This is a genomic window from Mesorhizobium sp. ESP6-5, assembly GCF_020164695.1.
Taxonomy (GTDB): Bacteria; Pseudomonadota; Alphaproteobacteria; order Rhizobiales; family Rhizobiaceae; genus Mesorhizobium; species Mesorhizobium australicum.
On the sequence record NZ_JAIUGR010000004.1, the window covers coordinates 153,360 to 174,036 of the forward strand.

Annotated in this window: 19 protein-coding genes; 16 read left to right on the plus strand and 3 right to left on the minus strand. The window is 64.9% G+C overall.

Annotated features, from left to right (window positions below; all coding sequences use genetic code 11):
• The 3 genes from LB524_RS07650 (at position 1) to LB524_RS07660 (ending at position 3,783) form a co-directional block, all read left to right on the plus strand.
• On the plus strand, positions 1-1,710 hold the full coding sequence (locus LB524_RS07650) for a hydantoinase B/oxoprolinase family protein (protein ID WP_224524903.1): 1,710 nt from the start codon (positions 1-3) through the stop codon (positions 1,708-1,710).
• Between the two features lie 111 nt (positions 1,711-1,821).
• Entirely contained in the window at positions 1,822-2,598 is a 777-nt protein-coding gene (locus tag LB524_RS07655) for an ABC transporter substrate-binding protein (protein ID WP_224524907.1), read from the plus strand.
• A gap of 54 nt (positions 2,599-2,652) precedes the next feature.
• On the plus strand, positions 2,653-3,783 hold the full coding sequence (locus LB524_RS07660; RefSeq protein ID WP_318012218.1) for an aminomethyltransferase family protein: 1,131 nt from the start codon (positions 2,653-2,655) through the stop codon (positions 3,781-3,783).
• 103 nt (positions 3,784-3,886) lie between these two features.
• Here the strand turns inward: LB524_RS07660 and LB524_RS07665 are convergent, their stop codons facing one another.
• The 3 genes from LB524_RS07665 to LB524_RS07675 form a co-directional block, all read right to left on the minus strand.
• Complete coding sequence (locus tag LB524_RS07665) at positions 3,887-4,543, minus strand: methionine ABC transporter permease (RefSeq protein ID WP_015314635.1); 657 nt, start codon at positions 4,541-4,543, stop codon at positions 3,887-3,889.
• Complete coding sequence (locus LB524_RS07670) at positions 4,524-5,606, minus strand: methionine ABC transporter ATP-binding protein (protein WP_224524913.1); 1,083 nt, start codon at positions 5,604-5,606, stop codon at positions 4,524-4,526. Before LB524_RS07670 ends, LB524_RS07665 begins: the two co-directional genes overlap by 20 nt.
• Positions 5,607-5,688: 82 nt before the next feature.
• Complete coding sequence (locus LB524_RS07675) at positions 5,689-6,543, minus strand: MetQ/NlpA family lipoprotein (protein ID WP_140792325.1); 855 nt, start codon at positions 6,541-6,543, stop codon at positions 5,689-5,691.
• 464 nt (positions 6,544-7,007) lie between these two features.
• Here LB524_RS07675 and LB524_RS07680 point away from each other — a divergent pair, with 464 nt between their 5' ends.
• From LB524_RS07680 to LB524_RS07740, 13 genes are all read left to right on the plus strand, one after another.
• On the plus strand, positions 7,008-7,490 hold the full coding sequence (locus LB524_RS07680; RefSeq protein ID WP_224524917.1) for a hypothetical protein: 483 nt from the start codon (positions 7,008-7,010) through the stop codon (positions 7,488-7,490).
• Positions 7,491-7,685: 195 nt separating this feature from the next.
• Positions 7,686-8,780: a transporter substrate-binding protein gene (locus LB524_RS07685; RefSeq protein ID WP_224524919.1), complete on the plus strand. Its 1,095-nt coding sequence runs from the start codon at positions 7,686-7,688 to the stop codon at positions 8,778-8,780.
• Positions 8,777-9,424, plus strand: a complete 648-nt coding sequence (locus LB524_RS07690) for an ANTAR domain-containing response regulator (RefSeq protein WP_224524931.1) — start codon at positions 8,777-8,779, stop codon at positions 9,422-9,424. Before LB524_RS07685 ends, LB524_RS07690 begins: the two co-directional genes overlap by 4 nt.
• On the plus strand, positions 9,402-10,307 hold the full coding sequence (locus LB524_RS07695; RefSeq protein ID WP_140619737.1) for an ABC transporter permease: 906 nt from the start codon (positions 9,402-9,404) through the stop codon (positions 10,305-10,307). Before LB524_RS07690 ends, LB524_RS07695 begins: the two co-directional genes overlap by 23 nt.
• Positions 10,304-11,224, plus strand: a complete 921-nt coding sequence (locus LB524_RS07700) for an ABC transporter permease (RefSeq protein ID WP_224524934.1) — start codon at positions 10,304-10,306, stop codon at positions 11,222-11,224. The genes LB524_RS07695 and LB524_RS07700 overlap by 4 nt, the downstream gene beginning before the upstream one ends.
• Before the next feature lie 33 nt (positions 11,225-11,257).
• Complete coding sequence (locus LB524_RS07705; protein WP_140824644.1) at positions 11,258-12,901, plus strand: ABC transporter substrate-binding protein; 1,644 nt, start codon at positions 11,258-11,260, stop codon at positions 12,899-12,901.
• Positions 12,891-13,835: an acetamidase/formamidase family protein gene (locus tag LB524_RS07710; protein WP_140660255.1), complete on the plus strand. Its 945-nt coding sequence runs from the start codon at positions 12,891-12,893 to the stop codon at positions 13,833-13,835. The genes LB524_RS07705 and LB524_RS07710 overlap by 11 nt, the downstream gene beginning before the upstream one ends.
• 208 nt (positions 13,836-14,043) lie before the next feature.
• A complete protein-coding gene (locus tag LB524_RS07715) occupies positions 14,044-15,807 on the plus strand; it encodes an ABC transporter ATP-binding protein (RefSeq protein WP_224524935.1) in 1,764 nt (587 codons plus the stop codon).
• A 201-nt stretch (positions 15,808-16,008) separates the two neighbouring features.
• On the plus strand, positions 16,009-17,217 hold the full coding sequence (locus LB524_RS07720) for an ABC transporter substrate-binding protein (protein ID WP_224524937.1): 1,209 nt from the start codon (positions 16,009-16,011) through the stop codon (positions 17,215-17,217).
• Positions 17,214-18,008, plus strand: a complete 795-nt coding sequence (locus tag LB524_RS07725) for an ABC transporter ATP-binding protein (RefSeq protein ID WP_224524940.1) — start codon at positions 17,214-17,216, stop codon at positions 18,006-18,008. Before LB524_RS07720 ends, LB524_RS07725 begins: the two co-directional genes overlap by 4 nt.
• Entirely contained in the window at positions 18,001-18,711 is a 711-nt protein-coding gene (locus LB524_RS07730) for an ABC transporter ATP-binding protein (RefSeq protein ID WP_015314622.1), read from the plus strand. The genes LB524_RS07725 and LB524_RS07730 overlap by 8 nt, the downstream gene beginning before the upstream one ends.
• A gap of 7 nt (positions 18,712-18,718) precedes the next feature.
• The gene (locus LB524_RS07735) at positions 18,719-19,606 is read left to right on the plus strand and encodes a branched-chain amino acid ABC transporter permease (protein ID WP_140619728.1); all 888 of its coding nucleotides are present in this window, start codon (positions 18,719-18,721) and stop codon (positions 19,604-19,606) included.
• Between the two features lie 22 nt (positions 19,607-19,628).
• Positions 19,629-20,600 carry a branched-chain amino acid ABC transporter permease gene (locus LB524_RS07740; RefSeq protein WP_411909904.1) on the plus strand — a complete coding sequence of 324 codons (972 nt, stop codon included), beginning with the start codon at positions 19,629-19,631 and terminating at the stop codon, positions 20,598-20,600.
• Positions 20,601-20,677 lie beyond the last annotated feature (77 nt).

Consider the following 20,677-nt stretch of genomic DNA (forward strand, 5'->3'; position numbering starts at 1 on the left):
ATGTCAGTGGATAACGCAAAGCTCGACGCCATCACGCTTTCGGTGCTCCAGGCCGCTTTGCAGCAGGTCTGCGACGAGATGGACCTGACCTTTTCCCGCGCCGCCTTCTCGCCCGTGATCGCCGAGGCCAATGACCGCTCGGACGGCATCTATTCCGCCGTCGACGGCTCGCTGATCGCGCAGGGCAGTCAGGGCCTGCCGGTGTTTGTCGGCGTCATGCAATATTCGACCAGGACGGTGATCGAGATGATCGCCGACGGCCGCTGCCTGGCCCCGGAGCCGGGCGACATCTACATCGTCAACGATCCCTATCTCGGCGGCACGCATCTGATGGATGTGCGCTTCGCCATGCCGGTCTATCGCGGCGGAAAGATCTTCTGCTGGTTGTCGAACACCGGCCATTGGCCCGATATTGGCGGCTCCGTGCCCGGCGGCTTCTCCGCATCCGCGACCGCTGTCGAGCAGGAGGGTCTGCGGCTGCCGCCGGTAAAACTGTTCAAGAAGGGCGTGCTCGACCCTGAAATCTACGCCATCATCTGCTCCAACATCAGGGTCGCCGACCAGCGCATCGGCGACATCCGGGCGCAGGCCGCCGCGCTGCTGATCGGCCAGGACAGGCTCAATGGAATCCTGGATCGTTACGGAGACGAAACCGTCGTCGAGGCGATCGCCGAGCTACGCCGCCGCGCCGCCGAGCAGTTGCGCGCCAATATAGCGGCCATTCCCGATGGCACCTACCGCTCCAAGGCTTTTGTCGATTCCGACGGGGTGGTCAACGAACCGCTGACCATAGCGCTCGCAGTCGACAAGAAGGGCGACACGCTGACGTTCGATTTTTCAGGTTCGTCAAAGCCTTGTGCGGGACCAATGAACAGCGTGCTGGCGACGACCCTGTCCTCGGTCTATCTCGCCATGCGCCACATCTTTCCGGACGTGCCGATCAGCGCCGGCGCCTTCGAGCCGCTAGAGATCAAGCGGCCAGAGGGCACGTTCCTCGACGCAAAGTATCCGCGCCCCGTGTCTGGCTGTGCGGCGGAAGTGTCGCAGCGCATCGCCGAGGCGGTGTTCGCGGCGATGGTGCAGGCGCTGCCCGACAAGGTGACGGCGGCCCCAGCCGGCTCTAGCGGCAATTTCGCGCTCGGCGGCAATGATCCGGCGCGCGGCCGCGACTACGTCATGTACCAGATATCCGGTGGCGGCTATGGCGGCAATTCGGGGCATGACGGGCTGACCAATGGCTGCTCGACCATCGGCATTTCGAAGTCGCCCCCGGTCGAGATCATGGAGCAGGCCTTTCCGGTGCTCTATCGCCACTATGCCTTGCGCGAAGGCTCGGGCGGCGCCGGCAAGCATCGTGGTGGTTTTGGCCTCGCCTATGAGGTCGAGATCCTGCGCGGCGAGGCGCGCGCCTCCTTTGTCATGGACCATGGCCGTTTCGGTCCGCAGGGCGCCCTTGGCGGTCGGGATGGCGAGCCCAACAGCGTGACCGTGTTCCGCAACGGCGAGGAGCATGTGCCGCCGCACCTCTCCAAGGAGCAGGACATCCCGCTGAAGGCCGGCGACCGCGTGCGCGTCGGCACGCCGGGTGGCGGCGGCTATGGCGATCCGCGTGAGCGCGATCCGGAACTGGTCACACGGGACGTCCAGCTTGGTTACTATACGATGGAGCAAGCCAGGGATCTGTTCGGGGCCGAGGCACCAGGAACCTGACCGGACGCGAAGCAACTGCCTCGCGCCGTGATCGCCGCGGCACATGTCGTTTCCGTCTCCGCCGGGAGCATGAAAGCCCGTAGACTTCGCCGGTCAACGGAGATCTGGACCATGCGTCTTTTCGGTCGTTTCGTGCTTGCCGCTTCCGTAGCTTTTGCGCTCGCAACCGGTGCTGCTTCCGCCCAGGAGAAAAAGCTGAGGCTCGGTACCGAGGGTGCCTACCCGCCCTTCAACCACGCCAATGCCGACGGCACGCTGGGCGGTTTCGACATCGATCTCGGCCAGGCGCTGTGCGCGCAGATGAAGGTCGAATGCGAGTTCACCGTACAGGATTTCGACGGCTCTATTCCGGCGCTGCAGGCCGGCAAGTTCGATGCCATCATCAACATCACCATCACGCCCGAGCGGGCTGAAAAGGTCGAGTTCACCCACAAATACTACCAGACGCCGCCGGCCATCGCGGTGCCGAAGGACTCGACCATCGCGGGCACCTCGCCGGACGATCTGAAAGGCAAGGTGCTGGGCGTGCAGAGCGCCACCATCCACCAGAATTTCGCCGAGCAGAAATATTCGGGCTCGACCGTCAAGGTCTACCCGACCGGCGACGACGCCCGCACCGACATGGCCAATGGCCGCCTCGACGCGATGATGGACGGCTCGATCATCCTGACCGAATGGCTGAAGAAGCCCGACGGCGCCTGCTGCAAGCTGCTCGGCACGCTGACCGCCGATCCGGCCATTCACGGCCCCGGGGTCGGCATTGCGCTGCAGAAGGGCAACAAGGAACTGGCCGACAAGTTCAACGCGGCAATCGACGCGCTGCGCGCCAACGGAAAGTACAAGGAAATCAACGACAAGTATTTTTCGTTCGACGTCTACGGGAGTTGATCCCGGTACCAATCGAGCTCGGCGGCGCCACCCGGCGCTGCCGATATTTTATGAATGATGGAGATTTTCTTGGCTGAGCGGCGCTCCCCTTTCTACAGCAGCATCGTTGGGCTGGGTGCGGCCATGGGTCGGGTCGGCGGCGATTTCATCTCGGCCAAATATTACTCCGGCATCGCCGACGAACATTTGAATACGCGTAAAAATGTCGGCGTGCAGGATCTCAGCACCATGGGCAAGATGGACATCAAGGGTGCCGACGCCGAGGCGCTGGTCAACCATGTCATTGTCAATGACGCCGCGGCGATGAAGCCGGGCCAAGTACGCTATTCCACCGTCTGTCGTGAGGACGGCGGCATCATGGACGACCTCACCGTGTTCCGGCTGGGCGCGGAGCATTTCATGCTGGTCACCGGTTCGGTCAACCGCCTCAAGATGCTGCCCTGGCTCCAGCATCATGCGCAAGGGCGCAGGGCCTATGTCACCGACATCACGGCCGCCGTCGCCTTCGCCACCATCCAGGGCCCACGCTCGCGCGATCTCTTGAAGGCGATGATTTCGGACGCTGATCTCGACGGATTGAAGCGCTGGGCCTTCACATCAGGCCATATCAACGGAACGCGGGTCTTGATCTCCCGTACAGGCGTGACCGGCGAACTCGGCTTCGAGCTGTTCGTGCCGGCCGACGAGGCGACCTCGGTTTGGGACGCGCTGATGCGCACTGGCCAAGCTTTCGGCTTGAAACCCTATGGCGTGCTGGCCATGTTCACGCTCGGCCTGGAAAAGGCCTATCCCGCGCACGGCATCGACATGGACGAGACGCGCACGCCGTTCCATGTCGGCCTCGACCGCTGGATCAAGTTCGATAAGAGCGATTTCATCGGCCGGGACGCGCTGCTCAAGGTGCGCGACAAGGGCCTCGACGAGCGCTGGACCGGGCTGGTCCTCGACGGCGACAAGCCGGCCGCGACGGATACACGGGTGATGGCCGACGGTGAGGACGCCGGCGTGGTCACCTACAGCGACCACGGCTATTCCTTGGGCAAGGTGCTGGCGACAGCGCATTTGCGGTTGCCGTTCACGGGCGTTGGAACAAAGCTCAGCATCGCTATCGACGGCAAACCGACCCGCGCGGTGGTGGTGCCGATGCCGTTCTTCGACCCGGAAGGGGCGAGGCTGAGGGGCTAGCGCGGCTTGGCTGGAAATCGTTGTGGTTCTCAAATTACTTATGGTGACCATCGCCGACGCTCCATGAGAAGCTCATGGTCGGCCCTGAATACCAGCCGGCTCACTATCCCCGCCGATCCAGCCTCGCCACCAGCCGGTCACCCACCCACTGGATGCCGCAGACCAGGATGATCAGCACGATCACCACGGCGACCATCACCGACGTCTCGAAGCGCTGGTAGCCGTAACGGATGGCAAGGTCGCCGAGGCCGCCGGCACCGATGGCGCCTGCCATCGCCGAGGCGCCGACCAGCGTCACCAGTGTCACGGTGAAGCCGGCAACGATGCCGGGGAGCGCCTCGGGCACCAGCACTTCGCGGATGATCGTCCAGCGATTGCCGCCCATGGCGCGCGCCGCCTCGATCAGTCCGTGGTCGACCTCGCGCAATGACACTTCGGCGATCCGCGCATAGTAGGGCGTGGCGGCGATCGACAGCGGCACGATGGCCGCCCATGTGCCGATCGACGTGCCGACGATCAGCCGCGTCAGGGGGATCAGCGCCACCAGAAGGATGATGAACGGCACCGAGCGGAAGCCGTTGATCACGGCGCCGAGCACGCGGTTCACCCCCGGGCTTTCGGCGATGCCGCCGCGTTCGGTGGCAATCAAGGCCAGCCCGAGCGGCAGGCCGAACACCAGCGAGATCAGGCCGGAGGCGGCCGTCATCAGCACCGTCTCCCAGATCGATCGCAACAGAAGCTCAAACAGGATCGGCGACATGGCCAAGCACCTCCACCCGCGCTTGGCGGGATTTCAGGAATGTGATGATTTCTGCGAGATGGCTCGCATCGCTGCCGGGGACGGAAAGGAACAGCGTTCCGACCGGCTGCCGCTGGATGTGGTCGATGCCGCCATGGACGAGGCGGAAGGGACCGGGCACGGCGGCCGCAAGGTCGGACAGCAGCGGCTCGCGCGCCGCCTCGCCCGCCACGTCGACGCGCAGGACCGTTTCGGTGCCAGCTCCCGGCAGCAGCCGCGCCGCCAGCTCCGGCGGAAGTTGCGGCCGGATGGTCCCGAGCAGGCGTCTTGTGATGTCCGATTGCGGATCGGCAAACACCGACCAGACCGGCCCTTCCTCGACGATGCGCCCGGCGTCGATCACCGCCACGCGGTCGGCGATCGAGCGGATCACCTCCATCTCGTGGGTGATCAAAAGGATGGTCAGGCCAAGCTGGCGGTTGATATCCTTCAGCAGGGCGAGAATGGAGCGCGTCGTCTCCGGGTCGAGTGCCGAGGTCGCCTCGTCCGACAGAAGCAGCGCTGGCCGCGCGGCAAGCGCTCGGGCGATGCCAACGCGCTGTTTCTGGCCGCCGGACAGCGAAGCCGGATAGGCTTTTGCCTTCTCCGACAGGCCGACGAGATCGAGCAGCCCCGCCGCCCGCTTCAGCCGCTCCGCCTTCGGCCGGCCCTCGATCTTGAGCGGCAGCGCCACATTGTCCTCGACGGTCTTGGCCGACAGCAGGTTGAAATGCTGGAAGATCATGCCGATGCGCCGTCGCAGCGGCTGCAACTCGCGCTCGCCAAGTCGGCTGATCTCGCGACCTTCGATGAACACCTCGCCGGTGTCAGGCCGCTCCAATCCGTTCAGGCAGCGGATCAGGGTGGACTTGCCGGCACCGCTGCGGCCGATGATGCCGAGAACCTCGCCCTTGCGCACCGTCAAGGAAATGCCGTCGAGCGCCGCCGTCTGGCCGAAGCGGCGCTTCAGGTCGACAAGGCGCACCACGTCCTGCGTGGCGGCCTGATCCGCGGCCTCGGTGGTTGCGATAAAATGCTGGTTCATCGGCAGGTCCCGAAATGCGATCGCGGCCCGCGCATCGCGCGGGCCGCTTAAGCTGTCAAAGGCACGTCAGTGCCCGCATAACTCAATAGGCACTGAGGCCGGTGCCCTTATAGACCTTGTCGAACTCGGCCTTCACAGCCTCGTTCTGGTAGGACGCGACCAGCGTCTTCACCCAGGCCTCGTTTTCATTGCCGACCTTGACCGCGATGAAGTTGCGGTACGGATTGTCCGCGATCGGCTCCTGAGCGATGCGGTTCTCCGGCGTCAGGCCGCTCTTCAGCGCCCAGTCGGTGTTGACCACGGCGGCGTCGAGATCCTCGACCGAGCGGCCGACGATGCCGGCATCCAACTCCTTGATCTCGACCTTTTTCGCATTTTCGGCGATGTCGGCGGTGGTGGCGAGAATGCCGGTGCCATCCCTGAGCTTGATCACGCCCTCATTCTGCAGCACGCGCAGCGCCCGGCCTTCGTTGGACGGGTCGTTCGGCACGCCGATCACCGCGCCCTCCGGCAGATCGGCAACCTTGGTGTACTTCTTGGAGTAGAGGCCGATCGGCCACACGCCGGTATAGCCGACACGCACGATGTGGTAGCCCTGCGTCTTGATCTGGTTGTCGAGATAGGGCTGGTGCTGAAAGGCGTTGGCGTCGATCTCGCCGCGCTCCAGCGCCTCGTTGGGCTGGGTGTAGTCGTTGAACACCACGGTCTCGATGCTGAGGCCCTTTTCGGCTGCTTGCGCGACGACGACACGCCAGACATCCTCGTCCTCGCCGCTGATGATGCCGACCTTGATCGCCTTCTTGTCCTCAGCCAAGGACGCATGCGGCGCCATCAGGCTGCCGATCGCGACGGCCGACGCGAACAGCAGAGCAAGGCCGCTGCGGCGGGTGAGGGGTGACCATGGGGAAGAGGGCAAAGTGTTGTTGGGATCGGACATGATTGATCTCTGCGGTTGTGAAGTCATGGCAGCAAGGCGGATTGCCGAGGCTTGTTCACATCGTCAGAAATTCTACTGATTTTATCAAAGAACGTGTTTCGCCGTTCTCGGCAAAGCCGGGAATATTCTCTCAAAAAACTCAGGGATGTGAGCACAGGACGCCGCCGGGTCGACCATGACGGCGCCGCGCCATCCGGGGATGTCGGGAAGGCAGTCAAGTTTTCAACGAGCCCGCCTCTGCCGGCCGGCTGCGCAAATATCTCATGCGGTTCGATTTGAGCTTCGAGGATATCGCCCGGAAATGATGGACGGCCCTCGTTGGCTGCCGGCGGGTTCATCCATGGAAGTCAAAAAGCTTTACGGCTTGCACAGCCACTTTTTCGTGAAGCTGTGCGGGTTGATCCGACCGCCGGCTTGCCTAGGTAGAGAGGGCGGCCGGGCGCCACGCGATCTCAATAATCGGTATGACATTTTCCTGCATTCGAAAGCTTGCCCTTTCCGGCCTCATCGTCGTCATCCAGTCCTCCTGCGTCGTTCCCGACGACACGTCGCGCATCGCCAAGGTCGATCCAACGGCGGCCGCGGCACGCAAGGAGATGGTCGGCCTCAGCGAAGCCGATGTTCGAATGTGCGCGGGATTTCCGACCGCCACCGCGGATGTCGGCCAGTCCGGGCAGATCTGGACCTATAAGCGCGTCGTCCAGCGCGGCAATCTCAGCGTCGTCGTTCCTGCCTTGGCCGTGGGGGCGATCCCGACGGTCGGCGGTTCCGTCAATGTCGCTCCCGGCGGTTACTGCGACACGCAGGTCCGCATGGTCGGCGGCCGTGTCGCCGAAGTTGCCTACGCCGGCGACAACAACCTGCCGAACCAGCGCGACGCGCTTTGTGTCAGCACCGTGGATGCCTGCGTGGCCTATGCCCGCCAACACAGGCCGGCGGCCAAATAGAGGCAGCGGATTTCGCGGGAACCAGCGATGGCCGGACACTCGGTGTTTGACGCGATGGCGTTGAGGGCTTGACTGACCCGCCGGACCGAATACGCTAGGGCAAAATACCGGCTCTGATCGCCGGGCGGCAAATATGCCTCGTATGCCTCGCCCTTGCGGCGCTGGCTGCGGGGCATTGTCATTTTGGGGATCGGTTTGAAACGGCGCATCGAGATCGGCATCCTCTATTCCCGCTCGGGAAGCTATCAGCTCGTCTCCGACGCGTGCCGGATGGGCGCCATGCGCGCGATCGCCGACATCAACGCCGACAGGAGCTCAGGCATCGAACTGGTGCCGGTCGAGCGCGACCCGCAAAGCAATGCCGACGGTTACGCGACGCTGTGCGAAGACATCTTCAGGACCAGCGGTGCACGCCATGTCGTCGGCTGCGTCACTTCCTGGAGCCGCAAGGAGACCATCCCTGTGCTGGAGAAGGCGGGCGGCATGCTCTGGTATGCCTGCCCCTATGAGGGCTTCGAGGCCAATGAGCATGTCGTCTACATGCATGCTTGCCCCAACCAGCATCTGGTGCCGCTTATGGCCCATGTCGTGCCGCGCTTCGGCGCCAACGGTTTCCTGCTCGGGTCGAACTACATCTGGGGCTGGGAGATGAACCGCGTTGCGCGCGACCTGATCGCCGATGCCGGCGGCAAGGTGCTGGGCGAGCGCTATCTGCGCATCGGCGAGACCGACGTGTCGCGGCTGATCGCCGAGATCCGCGCGACGCGGCCGAACTTCATCCTCAACAACCTGATCGGCACCTCGTCCTATGCCTTCCTGGCGGCCTATCGCGATCTGGCGGGCGAGGATGCGGCTTTCAGTCCTGAATCTTGCCCAGTGATCTCCTGCAACCTGACCGAGGGCGAACTGCCGGCGATCGGCGAAACGGGCAAGGGTCATCTGTCGGTCGGACCGTATTTCGCGCCGCGGCCGGCCGCCTTCGCGTCGTCCTTCGAAGCCTCCGCTTATGCCTCGGTGCAGGTAATGGCCGACGTGCTGTCGCGCGATCCCGACGCCGGCCCGGCGGAATTTTCCAAGGCCTTCGCCGAGCGGCGCTTCTCCACGCGGCTCGGCCCGATCGCCATCGACGCCCATTCCCAGCACGCCACGCTGCCTGTCATCATCGGCCGGATCGCGGACGGCTATTTCGAAGTCGTCAGCCGGCAGCACGAGGTCGCGCCGGACCCATACCTGTCGCGCTACGACCCCGCAAAGACATTCGGCCGGCCACGCTTGCGGGTGGTGTCGTGACCAGAACCCCGCGCATCCCCAATCTCGGCGGCGCCAGGGCCTTTGTCCTGCATCGCCCGCACCCGACGATGCAGGCGATCACCAGGCAGTTGTCGGCCATCGGCCTTGTCACCGTGGATTGCTGGCCGGAACTGGCACCGGAGGCGCTGGCCGCCGACTTCGTCTTCTTCGACGCCGATCTCGGCTTCGACGAGCAATTCCCCTGGAAGCCGGGCGAGGCGCCAATGCCGCTGGTGGCGCTGATCGGCTCCGAGGCGCCGGGCCGCATCGAATGGGCGCTGTCGCACAAGGCCGACGCCCAGCTCCTGAAGCCGGTCGGCAATGCCGGCGTCTACAGCGCGCTGCTGATCGCGCGCCAGAGTTTCGAGGCGAGAAAACATTTAGCCGGCGAAATTGCCGCATTGCGCCAGCGGGTCGCCGAACGCCAGACCGTCGTGCGGGCTGTCTCGGCTTTGTCGAAAGGCGGCGACGACGACCGCGCCTATGCACAGCTGCGCTCGCTGGCGATGAGCTGGCAGATCAGCGTCGAGGACGCCGCGCGCCGGATCGTGGCGATGATGGAGGAAGCCAAGACCGGGGAAGCCAGGACCGGGGAAGCCCACATCGGAGATAAGAGCGGCGATGACCAGCCCCATCGCGCCTGATCTCATGGCAGGGCGCATGCCGGCCAGACCGCGCGCCGGTGTCTGGCGCCGGCTGGTCAAGCGCCGCCTGGCGCTGCTCGGCCTGGTTATCGTCGCCATTGTCGTTGCCGGTGCGATCCTGGCGCCATGGCTGACCGGCTACGATCCCAACGAACAGATGTTCGACGGTCTCACCATCGAGGGCTCGCCTCTGCCGCCGAGCGCGAAATTCTGGCTGGGCACCGACCTGCTCGGGCGTGACCTGTTGACCCGCATCCTCTACGGCGCGCGCACCTCGCTGATCATCGGCATCGTCGCCAACGGCGTCGCGCTTTTGATCGGCACGCTGGTCGGCGTCACCGCCGGCTATTTCCGCGGCTGGATCGGCGGCGCGCTGATGCGCTTCACCGATTTGATGATGGCGTTTCCGGCGCTGCTGCTCGCCATCTGCCTGGCGGCGGTGTTCCAGCCGAGCCTGTGGATCGTCGCCATGGTCATCGCGCTGGTCAACTGGGTGCAGACCGCCCGCGTCGTCTACACCGAGACCTCGTCACTCGCCGAACGCGAGTTCATCGATGCCGAACGCACCATCGGGGCCGGCGCGCCGCGCATCCTGTTTCGCCACATCCTGCCGCATCTCCTGCCGACCATCATCGTCTGGGGCACGCTCGGCATCTCGACCACGGTGCTGCTCGAGGCCACGCTCTCCTTCCTCGGCATCGGCGTGCAGCCGCCGACGGCGTCATGGGGCAATATCATCTTCGAGAACCAGACCTATTTCCAGGCGGCACCCTGGCTGGTGTTCTTCCCCGGCGCCGCGATCCTGGCCCTGGCGCTGGCCTTCAACCTGATCGGCGACGCGCTGCGCGACATTCTCGATCCGACGCAAAGGGGCCGGGCATGATCGCCTATCTCGGACGCCGGCTGATCCAGTCGCTGCTCATCCTGCTCGGCGTCTCGCTGATCACCTTCGCGCTGCTCTATCTCCTGCCCGCCGATCCGGTGCGCCAGATCGCCGGCCGCAGCGCCACGCCGCAGACGGTCGAGAACATCCGCCAGCAGCTCGGCCTCGACCAGCCCTTCGTCGTCCAGTACTGGCACTATCTGACGAAGCTCGTCAGCGGCGATCTTGGCCGCTCCTACATCCAGCGCTCGGAAGTCACCGAACTCATCGTCTCGCGGCTGCCGGCGAGCCTGCTTCTGATGGTCGGCGCCATCCTGTGCGAGCTGCTGATCGGCCTCTCCATGGGCCTGATCGCCGCCGTCAAGCGCGGCACCGCCACCGACCAGGCCCTGATGGTCGCCTCCTTCATCGGCGTCTCGGCGCCGCAATTCGTCGTCGGCCTGCTGCTGCTCTATGTCTTCGCGGTCAGGCTGAGCTGGTTCCCGATCGGCGGCTATGGCACATGGCGCCATCTCGTGCTGCCGTCGCTCACCATGGGCATCCTCGGCGCCGGCTGGTATGCGCGCATGATGCGCTCGTCGATGATCGACGTGCTGCGCCAGGACTACGTCCGCACCGCGCGTGCCAAGGGCCTGGCTCGGGGCGCCATCATTTTCCGCCATGCGCTGCCCAACGCCATCCTGCCGGTCGTCGCCATGATCGGCATCGACATCGGCATCTTCATGGGCGGCATCGTCGTGGTCGAAAGCGTGTTTGGCTGGCCCGGCATCGGCCAGCTCGCCTGGCAAGCCATCCAGCGTGTCGACATCCCGATCATCATGGGCGTCACGCTGGTCTCGGCCTTCGCCATCGTGCTCGGCAATCTCCTGGCCGACATCATCGCGCCCTTCATCGACCCCCGTATCAAACTGAGATGAACCAGAAAACAAACAGAGAAAGGGAACAGGACAATGAAGAAGTTTCTCGCATCGACCGTCGCGGCATCGGCGCTGGCGCTGATGCTCGGCATGACAAGCGCCCGCGCCGAGGACACCGTCGACCCGAACGCCAAGCAGGGCGGCGCCATCACCATCACCTACAAGGACGACGTCGCGACCCTCGACCCGGCCATCGGCTATGACTGGCAGAACTGGTCGATGATCAAGAGCCTGTTCGACGGCTTGATGGACTACGAGCCCGGCACCACCAACCTCAAGCCCGACCTCGCCGAAAGCTACGAGATTTCGCCCGACGGCAAGACCTTCACCTTCAAGCTGCGCCATGGCGTGAAGTTCCACAATGGCCGCGAGATGACCGCCGAAGACGTGAAATATTCGCTCGACCGCGTCACCAATCCGAAGACGCAGAGCCCCGGCGCCGGCTTCTTCGGCTCGATCAAGGGCTATGACGATGTCGCCGCCGGCAAGGCCGAGACGCTTTCCGGCGTCACCGTCGTCGACCCCTACACTGTCAAGTTCGAGCTGACCCGCCCGGACGCCACCTTCCTGCATGTCATGGCAATCAACTTTTCCCATGTCGTGCCGAAGGAAGAGGTCGAGAAATACGGCGCCGATTTCGGCAAGCATCCGGTCGGCACCGGCGCCTTCAAGCTGGCGGAATGGACCCTTGGCCAGCGCATCGTCTTCGAACGCAACGCGGACTATTGGCACAAGGGCCTGCCGCATCTCGACAAGATCACCTTCGAGATCGGCCAGGAGCCGATCGTGGCGCTGCTGCGCCTGCAGAAGGGCGAGATCGACGTGCCCGGCGACGGCATTCCGCCGGCCAAATTCCAGGAGGTGATGGCCGATCCCGAGCAGAAGGCGCGTGTCGTCGAAGGAGGCCAGCTGCACACCGGCTATGTCACCATGAACACCACCATGGCGCCGTTCGACAATGTGAAGGTGCGACAGGCTGTCAACATGGCGCTCAACAAGGCGCGCATCATTCAGATCATCAACGGCCGCGCCGTGCCGGCCAACCAGCCGCTGCCGCCGTCGATGCCCGGCTACGACAAGGCGTACAAGGGCTACCCCTATGACGTTGCCAAGGCCAAGGCGCTGCTGGCCGAGGCCGGTCATCCCGACGGCTTCGACACGCAATTGTTCGCCATGAACACCGACCCCAACCCGCGCATCGCCCAGGCGATCCAGCAGGACCTGGCGGCGATCGGCATCAAGGCCAGCATCCAGTCGCTGGCCCAGGCCAACGTCATCGCCGCCGGCGGCGACAAGGCCGGCGCGCCGATGATCTGGTCGGGCGGCATGGCCTGGATCGCCGACTTCCCGGATCCGTCCAACTTCTACGGCCCGATCCTCGGCTGCGCCGGTGCCGTACCGGGCGGCTGGAACTGGTCGTGGTATTGCAACAAGGATCTCGACGCCAAGGCGGCCGAGGCCGATTCGGTGGTCGACCCGGCCAAGGCCCCCGAGCGCGACAAGATGTGGAGCGCTATCTACGACAAGGTGATGGAGGACGCCCCTTGGGCGCCGGTCTTCAACGAACAGCGCTTCACCATGAAATCGGCGCGCATGGGCGGCGCCGACAACCTCTATGTCGACCCGGTCCATATCCCGATCAACTATGACAATGTGTACGTAAAAGATGTGCAATAACTGCGACTACACCATCCACGGGCGCCATCACCATTTCGGCTGGGACAATTCGTTTGTCCCGGCCGAGCGGGTGGCGCCCGGCTCGACCATCGAGTTCCAGTGCCTGGATTCCTCGGGCGGCCAGTTGCAGCCCGGCAGCACCGTCGCCGACATCGCCAAGCTCGATTTCGACCGGATCAATCCGGTCACCGGACCGATCTTCGTCGAGGGCGCCGAGCCGGGTGACGCGCTGAAGGTGACGATCGAGATGTTCAAACCGTCCGGCTTCGGCTGGACGGCGAACATTCCCGGTTTCGGCCTGCTCGCCGACGAATTCCAGGAGCCGGCGCTCAACATCTGGAAATACGATGCCGCCTCGCTGGAGCCGGCATTGTTCGGCAAAAACGCTCGCGTGCCGCTAAAACCGTTCGCCGGCACCATCGGCAACGCGCCGGCCGAAATGGGTCACCACTCGGTGGTGCCGCCGCGCCGCGTCGGCGGCAATCTCGACATCCGCGATCTCGCCGCCGGCACCACGCTCTATCTGCCGGTGGAGGTGGCGGGCGCGCTGTTCTCGGTCGGCGACACGCATGCCGCGCAAGGCGACGGCGAGGTCTGCGGCACGGCGATCGAAAGCCCGATGAACGTCGTGCTGAAACTCGACCTGGTGAAAGATGCGCGGCTGAAAACGCCGCGCTTCACCACGCCGGGTCCGGTGACACGGCATCTCGACGCCAAGGGCTATGAGGTGACGACGGGGATCGGGCCGGATTTGATGAGTGGTGCAAAAGAGGCCGTGGCGCAGATGGTCGACCTGCTCGCCGGCCGCTACCAGATCGACCCGGTCGAAGCCTACATGCTGGCCTCGGTCTGCGGCGACCTGCGCATCAGCGAGATCGTCGACATGCCCAACTGGGTGGTGTCGTTCTACTTCCCGCGCTGCGTGTTTGAATGACAGGTCAGCGTCTAGGCACCCCCCTCTGGCCTGCCGGCCATCTCCCCCGCAAGGGGGGAGATCGGATCGCGCTTGGGCTTTCGCCAATCGTCACCGCTGGAAGAGAGGCGGGGCGTGGGAACTGCCAATCTCCCCCCTTGCGGGGGAGATGCCCGGCAGGGCAGAGGGGGGTGTGCCGGAGTAAATCCCTTTCCGGGCTGCCTTCCCAATGACCTCAACTCCCGAAACCATCCTCACCATCGCCAACCTCTGCGTCTCGGTACGCGGCGAGGAGGGCTCCCGCGAGGTCGTCTCCAACCTGTCCCTGACGCTCAAGCGTGGCGAGACGCTCTGCATCGCCGGCGAATCCGGCTCCGGCAAATCGATGACCGCGCTGGCCATCATGCAGCTTCTGCCGCAGCCCGCCGCGCGCATCTCCGCCGGCACGATCCACCTTGGCGCCACCGAGCTGACCGCCCTCGACGAACGCCGCATGCGCCATATCCGCGGCAACCGCATCGCCATGATCTTCCAGGAACCGATGACCTCGCTCAACCCGGTGCTGTCGATCGGCCGGCAATTGACCGAATCCATCGAGGCGCACACCAGCCTGTCGCGGGACGAGGCCCGCCAGCGCGCCATCGAGGCGTTGAAGGCGGTGCGTATTTCGGAGGCCGAAAGCCGGCTAAGGCAATTTCCGCACGAGCTCTCCGGCGGCATGCGCCAGCGGGTGATGATCGCCATGGCGCTGGCGCTGGAACCGGACGTGCTGATCGCCGACGAGCCGACCACCGCGCTCGACGTCACCGTGCAGGGCGAGGTGCTGGAGCTGCTGCGCGACCTGCAGCAGAAGCACGGCACCAGCGTCATCCTGATCACCCACGACATGGGCGTTGTCGCCGAAATGGCCGATCGCGTCATCATCATGCGGCATGGGCGAATGGTCGAGGAAGGCAAGACGTCGGACATTTTCGCCCACCCGCAAGCCGAATACACGCGCGAGCTGCTGGCCGCCGTGCCGCGCATCGGCAGCGGCGCCGGCCGTCAGAAATCTAGGGAAACCGAAGCCGCAACGCCGGCGAAGGTCGCCGAGGTCACCGATCTCCACGTCCGCTTCGACTTGCGCGGCGGCGTCTTCGGCCGGGTCACCCGCCGCGTTCACGCCGTCGAGGGCGTCAGCTTTTCGATCGCGCCCAACGAAACGCTGGCGCTGGTCGGTGAATCCGGCTGCGGCAAGTCGACCACCGCCAAGGCGCTGGCCGGGCTGGTGCCGTATAGCGGCGACATCGTCGTCGGCGGTCGCAATTTGTCCAGCCTCGGCCGCGACGAGCGCAAGGCGGTGCGCCGCGACGTGCAGATGATCTTCCAGGACCCCTACGCCTCGCTCGACCCGCGCATGCGCGTCGGCGACCTTGTCGCCGAGCCGCTGCTGATCCACGGCATCGCCTCGAAGGAAGAGCGCCGCGAGCGGGTCGCCGCGCTGTTCGACCGCGTCGGCCTGTCATCGGACCAGATGGAGCTCTATCCGCACGAATTCTCCGGCGGCCAGCGCCAGCGCGTCTGCATCGCGCGTGCGCTGGCGCTGAGGCCGAAGCTGATCATCGCCGACGAAAGCGTCTCGGCGCTGGACGTCTCGGTGCAGGCGCGCGTGCTCGACCTCCTGAAGGAATTGCAGCGCGAATTCGGCGTCGCCTATCTCTTCATCTCGCACGACATGGCGGTGGTCGAGAATATCTCCGACCGTGTCGCCGTCATGTATCTGGGCCAGATCGTCGAGATGGGCACACGCGACCAGGTTTTTTCCAACCCCCGCCATCCCTACACCAGGCGCCTGATCGAAGCCGTGCCGGTGCCGGATCCGGCGCGTCGCCGAAGCCGTTTCGCCCGCCTCGACCAGGAAATCCCCAGCGCCACCCGCCGCATCGGCGAGGCGCCGCTGAAACTGGCGCTCAGCGACGTCGGCAACGGCCATCTCGTCGCCGCCGAGGGCTGAGGCCATCCGGGCCCAGACAAGCTCGGTCTGCGGCAGGTCGAGCTTCACATAGTCGTGTCGCACGCCATGGGCCGTCTCGCCGTCATGAAATCCGGGGCCGCCCCTTGCCCTTCCGCCTCATTTTCCTAATGTTGCATAGTGCTTGCGGATGACGATCGTAGGGGGCGGGCGGATTCATCCACATTGGGAGGAAGTAAACTCATGAAGCTACGCCATGTCGTTTCCGCCGCGCTTCTCGCGGCCACCACTATCCCCGCCTCGGCCGCCGAGATTTCCGATGGCAAGGTCAAGATCGGCATCCTCAACGATCAATCCGGCGTCTATGCCGATTTCGGCGGCAAATGGTCGGTCGAGGCGGCCAGGATGGCGGTCGAGGATTTCGGCGGCAAGGTGCAGGGAGCGCCGGTCGAGATCATCAGCGCTGACCACCAGAACAAGCCCGATATCGCCTCCAACATCGCCCGCCAGTGGTATGACACCGAGCAGGTCGACGCCATCATGGAGCTGACGACCTCTTCGGTCGCGCTCGCCGTGCAGGGGATTTCCAAGGAAAAGAAGAAGATCGACATCGTCACCGGTGCGGCGACCACCGACCTCACCGGCAAGCAGTGCTCGCCCTACGGCTTCCACTGGGCCTATGACACCCACTCGCAGGCGGTGGGCACCGGCGGCTCGCTGGTGCAGCAGGGCGGCGACAGCTGGTTCTTCGTCACCGTCGACTATGCGTTCGGCTATTCGCTGAAGGAGCAGACCGCCAAGTTCGTCGAGAGCCATGGCGGCAAGGTGCTGGGCGAGGTGCGTTATCCCCTCGGCGCGACCGACTATTCGTCCTTCCTGCTGCAGGCGCAATCTTCGGGCGCCAAGGTCATCGGGCTGGCCAATGCCGGCCTCGACACCTCCAATTCCATCAAACAGGCGGCCGAATTCGGCATCGTCCAGGGCGGCCAGCGCCTGGCGGCGCTCCTGTTCACACTGGCCGAGGTGCATGGGCTCGGCCTGCAGGCGGCGCAAGGCGTCGTGCTGACCGAGGGCTATTACTGGGACCGCGACGACAAGAGCCGCGAATTCGGGCAGCGCTTCTTCAAGCGCACCAACCGCATGCCGAACATGATCCAGGCCGCGACCTATTCGGCGGTGACGCAGTATTTGAAGGCGATCGACAAGGCCGGCACCGACGAGACCGAAGCGGTCGCCAAGCAACTCCATTCGCTGCCGGTGGACGACGCCGTCATCACCGGCGGCAAGGTCCAGGCCGATGGCAACATGGTCCACGATATGTATCTCTACCAGGTCAAGGCGCCCAGCGAGAGCACCAAGGACTGGGATTATTACAAATACCTCGCCACCATCCCCGGCAAGGAGGCGTTCCTGAGCGAGAAGGACAGCGGCTGCGCGACGGCCGCCCAGTGACCGGCGCGGCCACGGTGCCGCCTGATCTGAACGCGGAAGAGCCGCGGGTGGTGCTTTCCGCTCGCGGCCTGCGGCGTGACTTTGCCGGCTTCGTCGCCGTCAGGAATGTCGATCTCGATGTCCGCCATGGCAACATCCATGCGCTGATCGGCCCCAACGGCGCCGGCAAGACGACCGTTTTCAACCTGCTGACCAAATTCCTGGCGCCGACCAGCGGCAGGATCGAGCTGCTCGGCCACGACATCACCCGCACCTCGCCGGCCAAAGTAGCGCGGATGGGGCTGGTGCGCTCGTTCCAGATATCGGCGATCTTTCCGCATCTCAGCGTGCTCGACAATGTTCGCGTCGCGCTGCAGCGGCCGGCCGGGCTCGGCATCCAGTTCTGGCGCTCGCTGGCGGCGCTCGACCGGTTGACGCCGCGTGCCATGGAACTGTTGCGGTCCGTCGGCCTCGACGATGCCGCGAACAGGCTGGCCGGCGATCTTTCCTATGGCAGGAAACGCGTGCTCGAGATCGCCACGACGCTGGCGCTGGATCCCAAAGTGCTGCTGCTCGACGAGCCGATGGCCGGCATGGGCCATGAGGACGTGGCCACGGTTTCCGCCCTCATCCGCTCGGTGGCGGGCGACCGCGCGGTTCTGATGGTCGAGCACAATCTGACCGTGGTGGCCGATCTCTGCGACTGGATAACGGTGATGCAGCGCGGCGAGGTGCTCGCGGCCGGCGACTACGCCACCGTCAGCCGCGACGAGCGCGTCAAGGTGGCTTACATGGGCACCGCCGATGACTAGCGCTTCGCCCCTGCTCGCGGTCCGCGGCCTCAATGCCTGGTATGGCGAGGGCCATGCGCTGCACGGCGTCGACCTCGAAGTGTTTGCCGGCGAGACGGTCACATTGCTCGGCCGCAACGGCGTCGGCAAGACGACGACGCTGCGCGCCATCATGGGCCTGATCCGCCGGCGCACCGGCAAGGTCGTTTTCGACGGCGCCGACCTGATGCGGCTACCGCTGCACCGCACCGCGCACCAGGGCATCGGCTTCGTGCCGGAGGAACGCGGCATCTTCTCGACGCTGACCGTCGACGAGAACCTGGTGCTGCCGCCGGTCGTCGCCCCGGGCGGCATGAGCGTCGAGGAAATCTTCGATCTGTTCCCCAATCTGAAGGAGCGGCGCAACAGTCCCGGCACGCGGCTGTCGGGCGGCGAACAGCAGATGCTGGCGATCGCGCGCATGCTGCGGACCGGCGTCAAGATGCTGCTCTTGGACGAACCGACCGAGGGCCTCGCGCCTGTCATCGTCCAGCGCATCGGCGAGCTGCTGGCGACGCTGAAGCAGCGCGGCATGACCATCCTGCTGGTCGAGCAGAATTTCCGCTTCGCCAGCCGTGTCGCCGACCGTTTCTACCTGATGGAGCACGGCAAGGTCGTGGCCGGGTTTCCCACCGGCGAACTGGCGGACCGCATGACGCTGCTCCACGAAATCCTGGGTGTATGATGGCGCCATGACGATGATCTTCGGCATCCCCGTCCAGGCATTGCTCGGCCAATTGCTGGTCGGGCTGATCAACGGCTCCTTCTACGCCATGCTGAGCCTTGGCCTGGCCGTGATTTTCGGCCTGCTGCGCGTCATCAACTTCGCCCATGGCGCCCAGTATATGCTGGGCGCCTTCATTGGCTATCTCCTGCTCACCCATCTCGGCATCGGCTATTGGCCGGCGCTGGTCCTGGCGCCGCTGATTGTCGGCATCTTCGGCGTCGTGGTCGAGCGCCTGGCGCTGTCGCGGCTCTACGACACCGATCCGCTCTACGGCCTGCTCTTCACTTTCGGCCTCGCGCTCGTGCTCGAAGGCATCTTCCGCTACTATTACGGCGTGTCGGGAAACCCCTACGCCGTGCCGCCGCTGCTGGCCGGCGGCACCAATCTCGGCTTCATGTTCCTGCCCATTTATCGCGGCTGGGTCGTGGTCGCCTCGCTGATCGTCTGCTTCGGCACCTGGGCGCTGATCGAGAAGACCAGGCTCGGTTCCTATCTGCGCGCCGCGACCGAGAATCCTCGCCTCGTCCAGGCATTCGGCGTCAACGTGCCGTTGCTTTTGACCCTCACCTACGGCCTCGGCTCGGCGCTGGCCGGGCTCGCCGGCATCCTGGCCGCGCCGATCTACCAGGTCAGCCCGCTGATGGGATCGGATCTCATCATCGTCGTCTTCGCCGTCGTCGTGGTCGGCGGCATGGGCTCGATCCTCGGCGCCATCGTCACCGGCTACATGCTTGGCCTCGCCGAAGGCCTGACCAAGGTTTTTTACCCCGAGGCCTCCAACCTGGTGGTCTTCGTCATCATGGCGATCGTGCTTTTGGTCCGGCCGGCCGGCCTGTTCGGAAAGGACGCCTGAGATGGCGGAAGAGACATCCGACATGGCCGGGCTTTCGCTGCGCGAGGCATCGGCCAAACCCTCGCCAAGGCTCGAATGGGTGCTGGTCGGGCTCGGCATAGCGGCGCTGCTGGCGGCCCCGTTCTTCGTCTACCCGATCTTCCTGATGAAGATGCTGTGCTTCGCGCTGTTTGCCTGCGCCTTCAATCTCCTGCTCGGCTATACCGGCCTCTTGTCCTTCGGCCACGCCACCTTCTTCGGCGGCGCCGCCTATTTCACCGCGCACGCCGTCAAGGTCTGGGGCTGGCCGCCGGAAGCCGGCATCCTGCTCGGCATGGCGGGTGCGGCCCTGCTCGGCCTCGTCATGGGCTTCTTCGCCATTCGCCGGCAAGGCATCTATTTCGCCATGATCACGCTGGCGCTGTCGCAGATGTTCTTCTTCTTCTGCGTGCAGGCGCCGTTCACGCAAGGCGAGGACGGCATCCAGGGCGTGCCGCGCGGCGTCCTGTTCGGTGTCCTCGACCTCAACGCCCCGATGAACATCTATTATTTCGTGCTTGTCGTGGTCCTTCTCGGCATCTTCGCCATCTGGCGCATCGTCAATTCGCCCTTCGGCATGATCCTGCGTTCGATCCGCGAAAACGAGAACCGCGCCATTTCGCTGGGCTATTCCGTAGCCGGCTACAAGCTCGCCGCCTTCGTCATGTCGGCGGCGCTGGCCGGGCTCGCCGGCTCGCTGAAGGCGATCGTCTTCCAGTTCGCCACGCTCACCGACGTCACCTGGCAGATGTCGGGCGAGGTCATCCTGATGACGCTGCTCGGCGGCATCGGCACCATGGTCGGCCCCATCATCGGCGCCAGCCTCGTCGTCGGCCTGGAAAACACGCTCGCCACCTCAGGTTTCCCCGTGACCATCGCCACCGGCCTGATCTTCATGGTCTGCGTGCTGGTGTTTCGACGCGGGATTGTGGGGGAGCTTTACGCGCGGGTGCTGGGAAGGGCGGGGAAGGGGTGACCTAGGGTTTGCATCGCTACTGGCGATCCTTTACCGCATGCCTATCACCGAATTGATGATCGCACGATCTCGTCGAC

Excerpts from the sequence above, each read along its gene's own strand:
- LB524_RS07650 (WP_224524903.1), top strand. The coding sequence starts at position 1 with ATGTCAGTGGATAACGCAAAGCTCGACGCCATCACGCTTTCGGTGCTC.
- LB524_RS07655 (WP_224524907.1), top strand. The coding sequence starts at position 1,822 with ATGCGTCTTTTCGGTCGTTTCGTGCTTGCCGCTTCCGTAGCTTTTGCG.
- LB524_RS07660 (WP_318012218.1), top strand. The coding sequence starts at position 2,653 with ATGATGGAGATTTTCTTGGCTGAGCGGCGCTCCCCTTTCTACAGCAGC.
- LB524_RS07665 (WP_015314635.1), bottom strand. The coding sequence starts at position 4,543 with ATGTCGCCGATCCTGTTTGAGCTTCTGTTGCGATCGATCTGGGAGACG.
- LB524_RS07670 (WP_224524913.1), bottom strand. The coding sequence starts at position 5,606 with ATGAACCAGCATTTTATCGCAACCACCGAGGCCGCGGATCAGGCCGCC.
- LB524_RS07675 (WP_140792325.1), bottom strand. The coding sequence starts at position 6,543 with ATGTCCGATCCCAACAACACTTTGCCCTCTTCCCCATGGTCACCCCTC.
- LB524_RS07680 (WP_224524917.1), top strand. The coding sequence starts at position 7,008 with ATGACATTTTCCTGCATTCGAAAGCTTGCCCTTTCCGGCCTCATCGTC.
- LB524_RS07695 (WP_140619737.1), top strand. The coding sequence starts at position 9,402 with ATGACCAGCCCCATCGCGCCTGATCTCATGGCAGGGCGCATGCCGGCC.
- LB524_RS07700 (WP_224524934.1), top strand. The coding sequence starts at position 10,304 with ATGATCGCCTATCTCGGACGCCGGCTGATCCAGTCGCTGCTCATCCTG.
- LB524_RS07705 (WP_140824644.1), top strand. The coding sequence starts at position 11,258 with ATGAAGAAGTTTCTCGCATCGACCGTCGCGGCATCGGCGCTGGCGCTG.
- LB524_RS07710 (WP_140660255.1), top strand. The coding sequence starts at position 12,891 with ATGTGCAATAACTGCGACTACACCATCCACGGGCGCCATCACCATTTC.
- LB524_RS07715 (WP_224524935.1), top strand. The coding sequence starts at position 14,044 with ATGACCTCAACTCCCGAAACCATCCTCACCATCGCCAACCTCTGCGTC.
- LB524_RS07720 (WP_224524937.1), top strand. The coding sequence starts at position 16,009 with ATGAAGCTACGCCATGTCGTTTCCGCCGCGCTTCTCGCGGCCACCACT.
- LB524_RS07730 (WP_015314622.1), top strand. The coding sequence starts at position 18,001 with ATGACTAGCGCTTCGCCCCTGCTCGCGGTCCGCGGCCTCAATGCCTGG.
- LB524_RS07735 (WP_140619728.1), top strand. The coding sequence starts at position 18,719 with ATGACGATGATCTTCGGCATCCCCGTCCAGGCATTGCTCGGCCAATTG.
- LB524_RS07740 (WP_411909904.1), top strand. The coding sequence starts at position 19,629 with ATGGCCGGGCTTTCGCTGCGCGAGGCATCGGCCAAACCCTCGCCAAGG.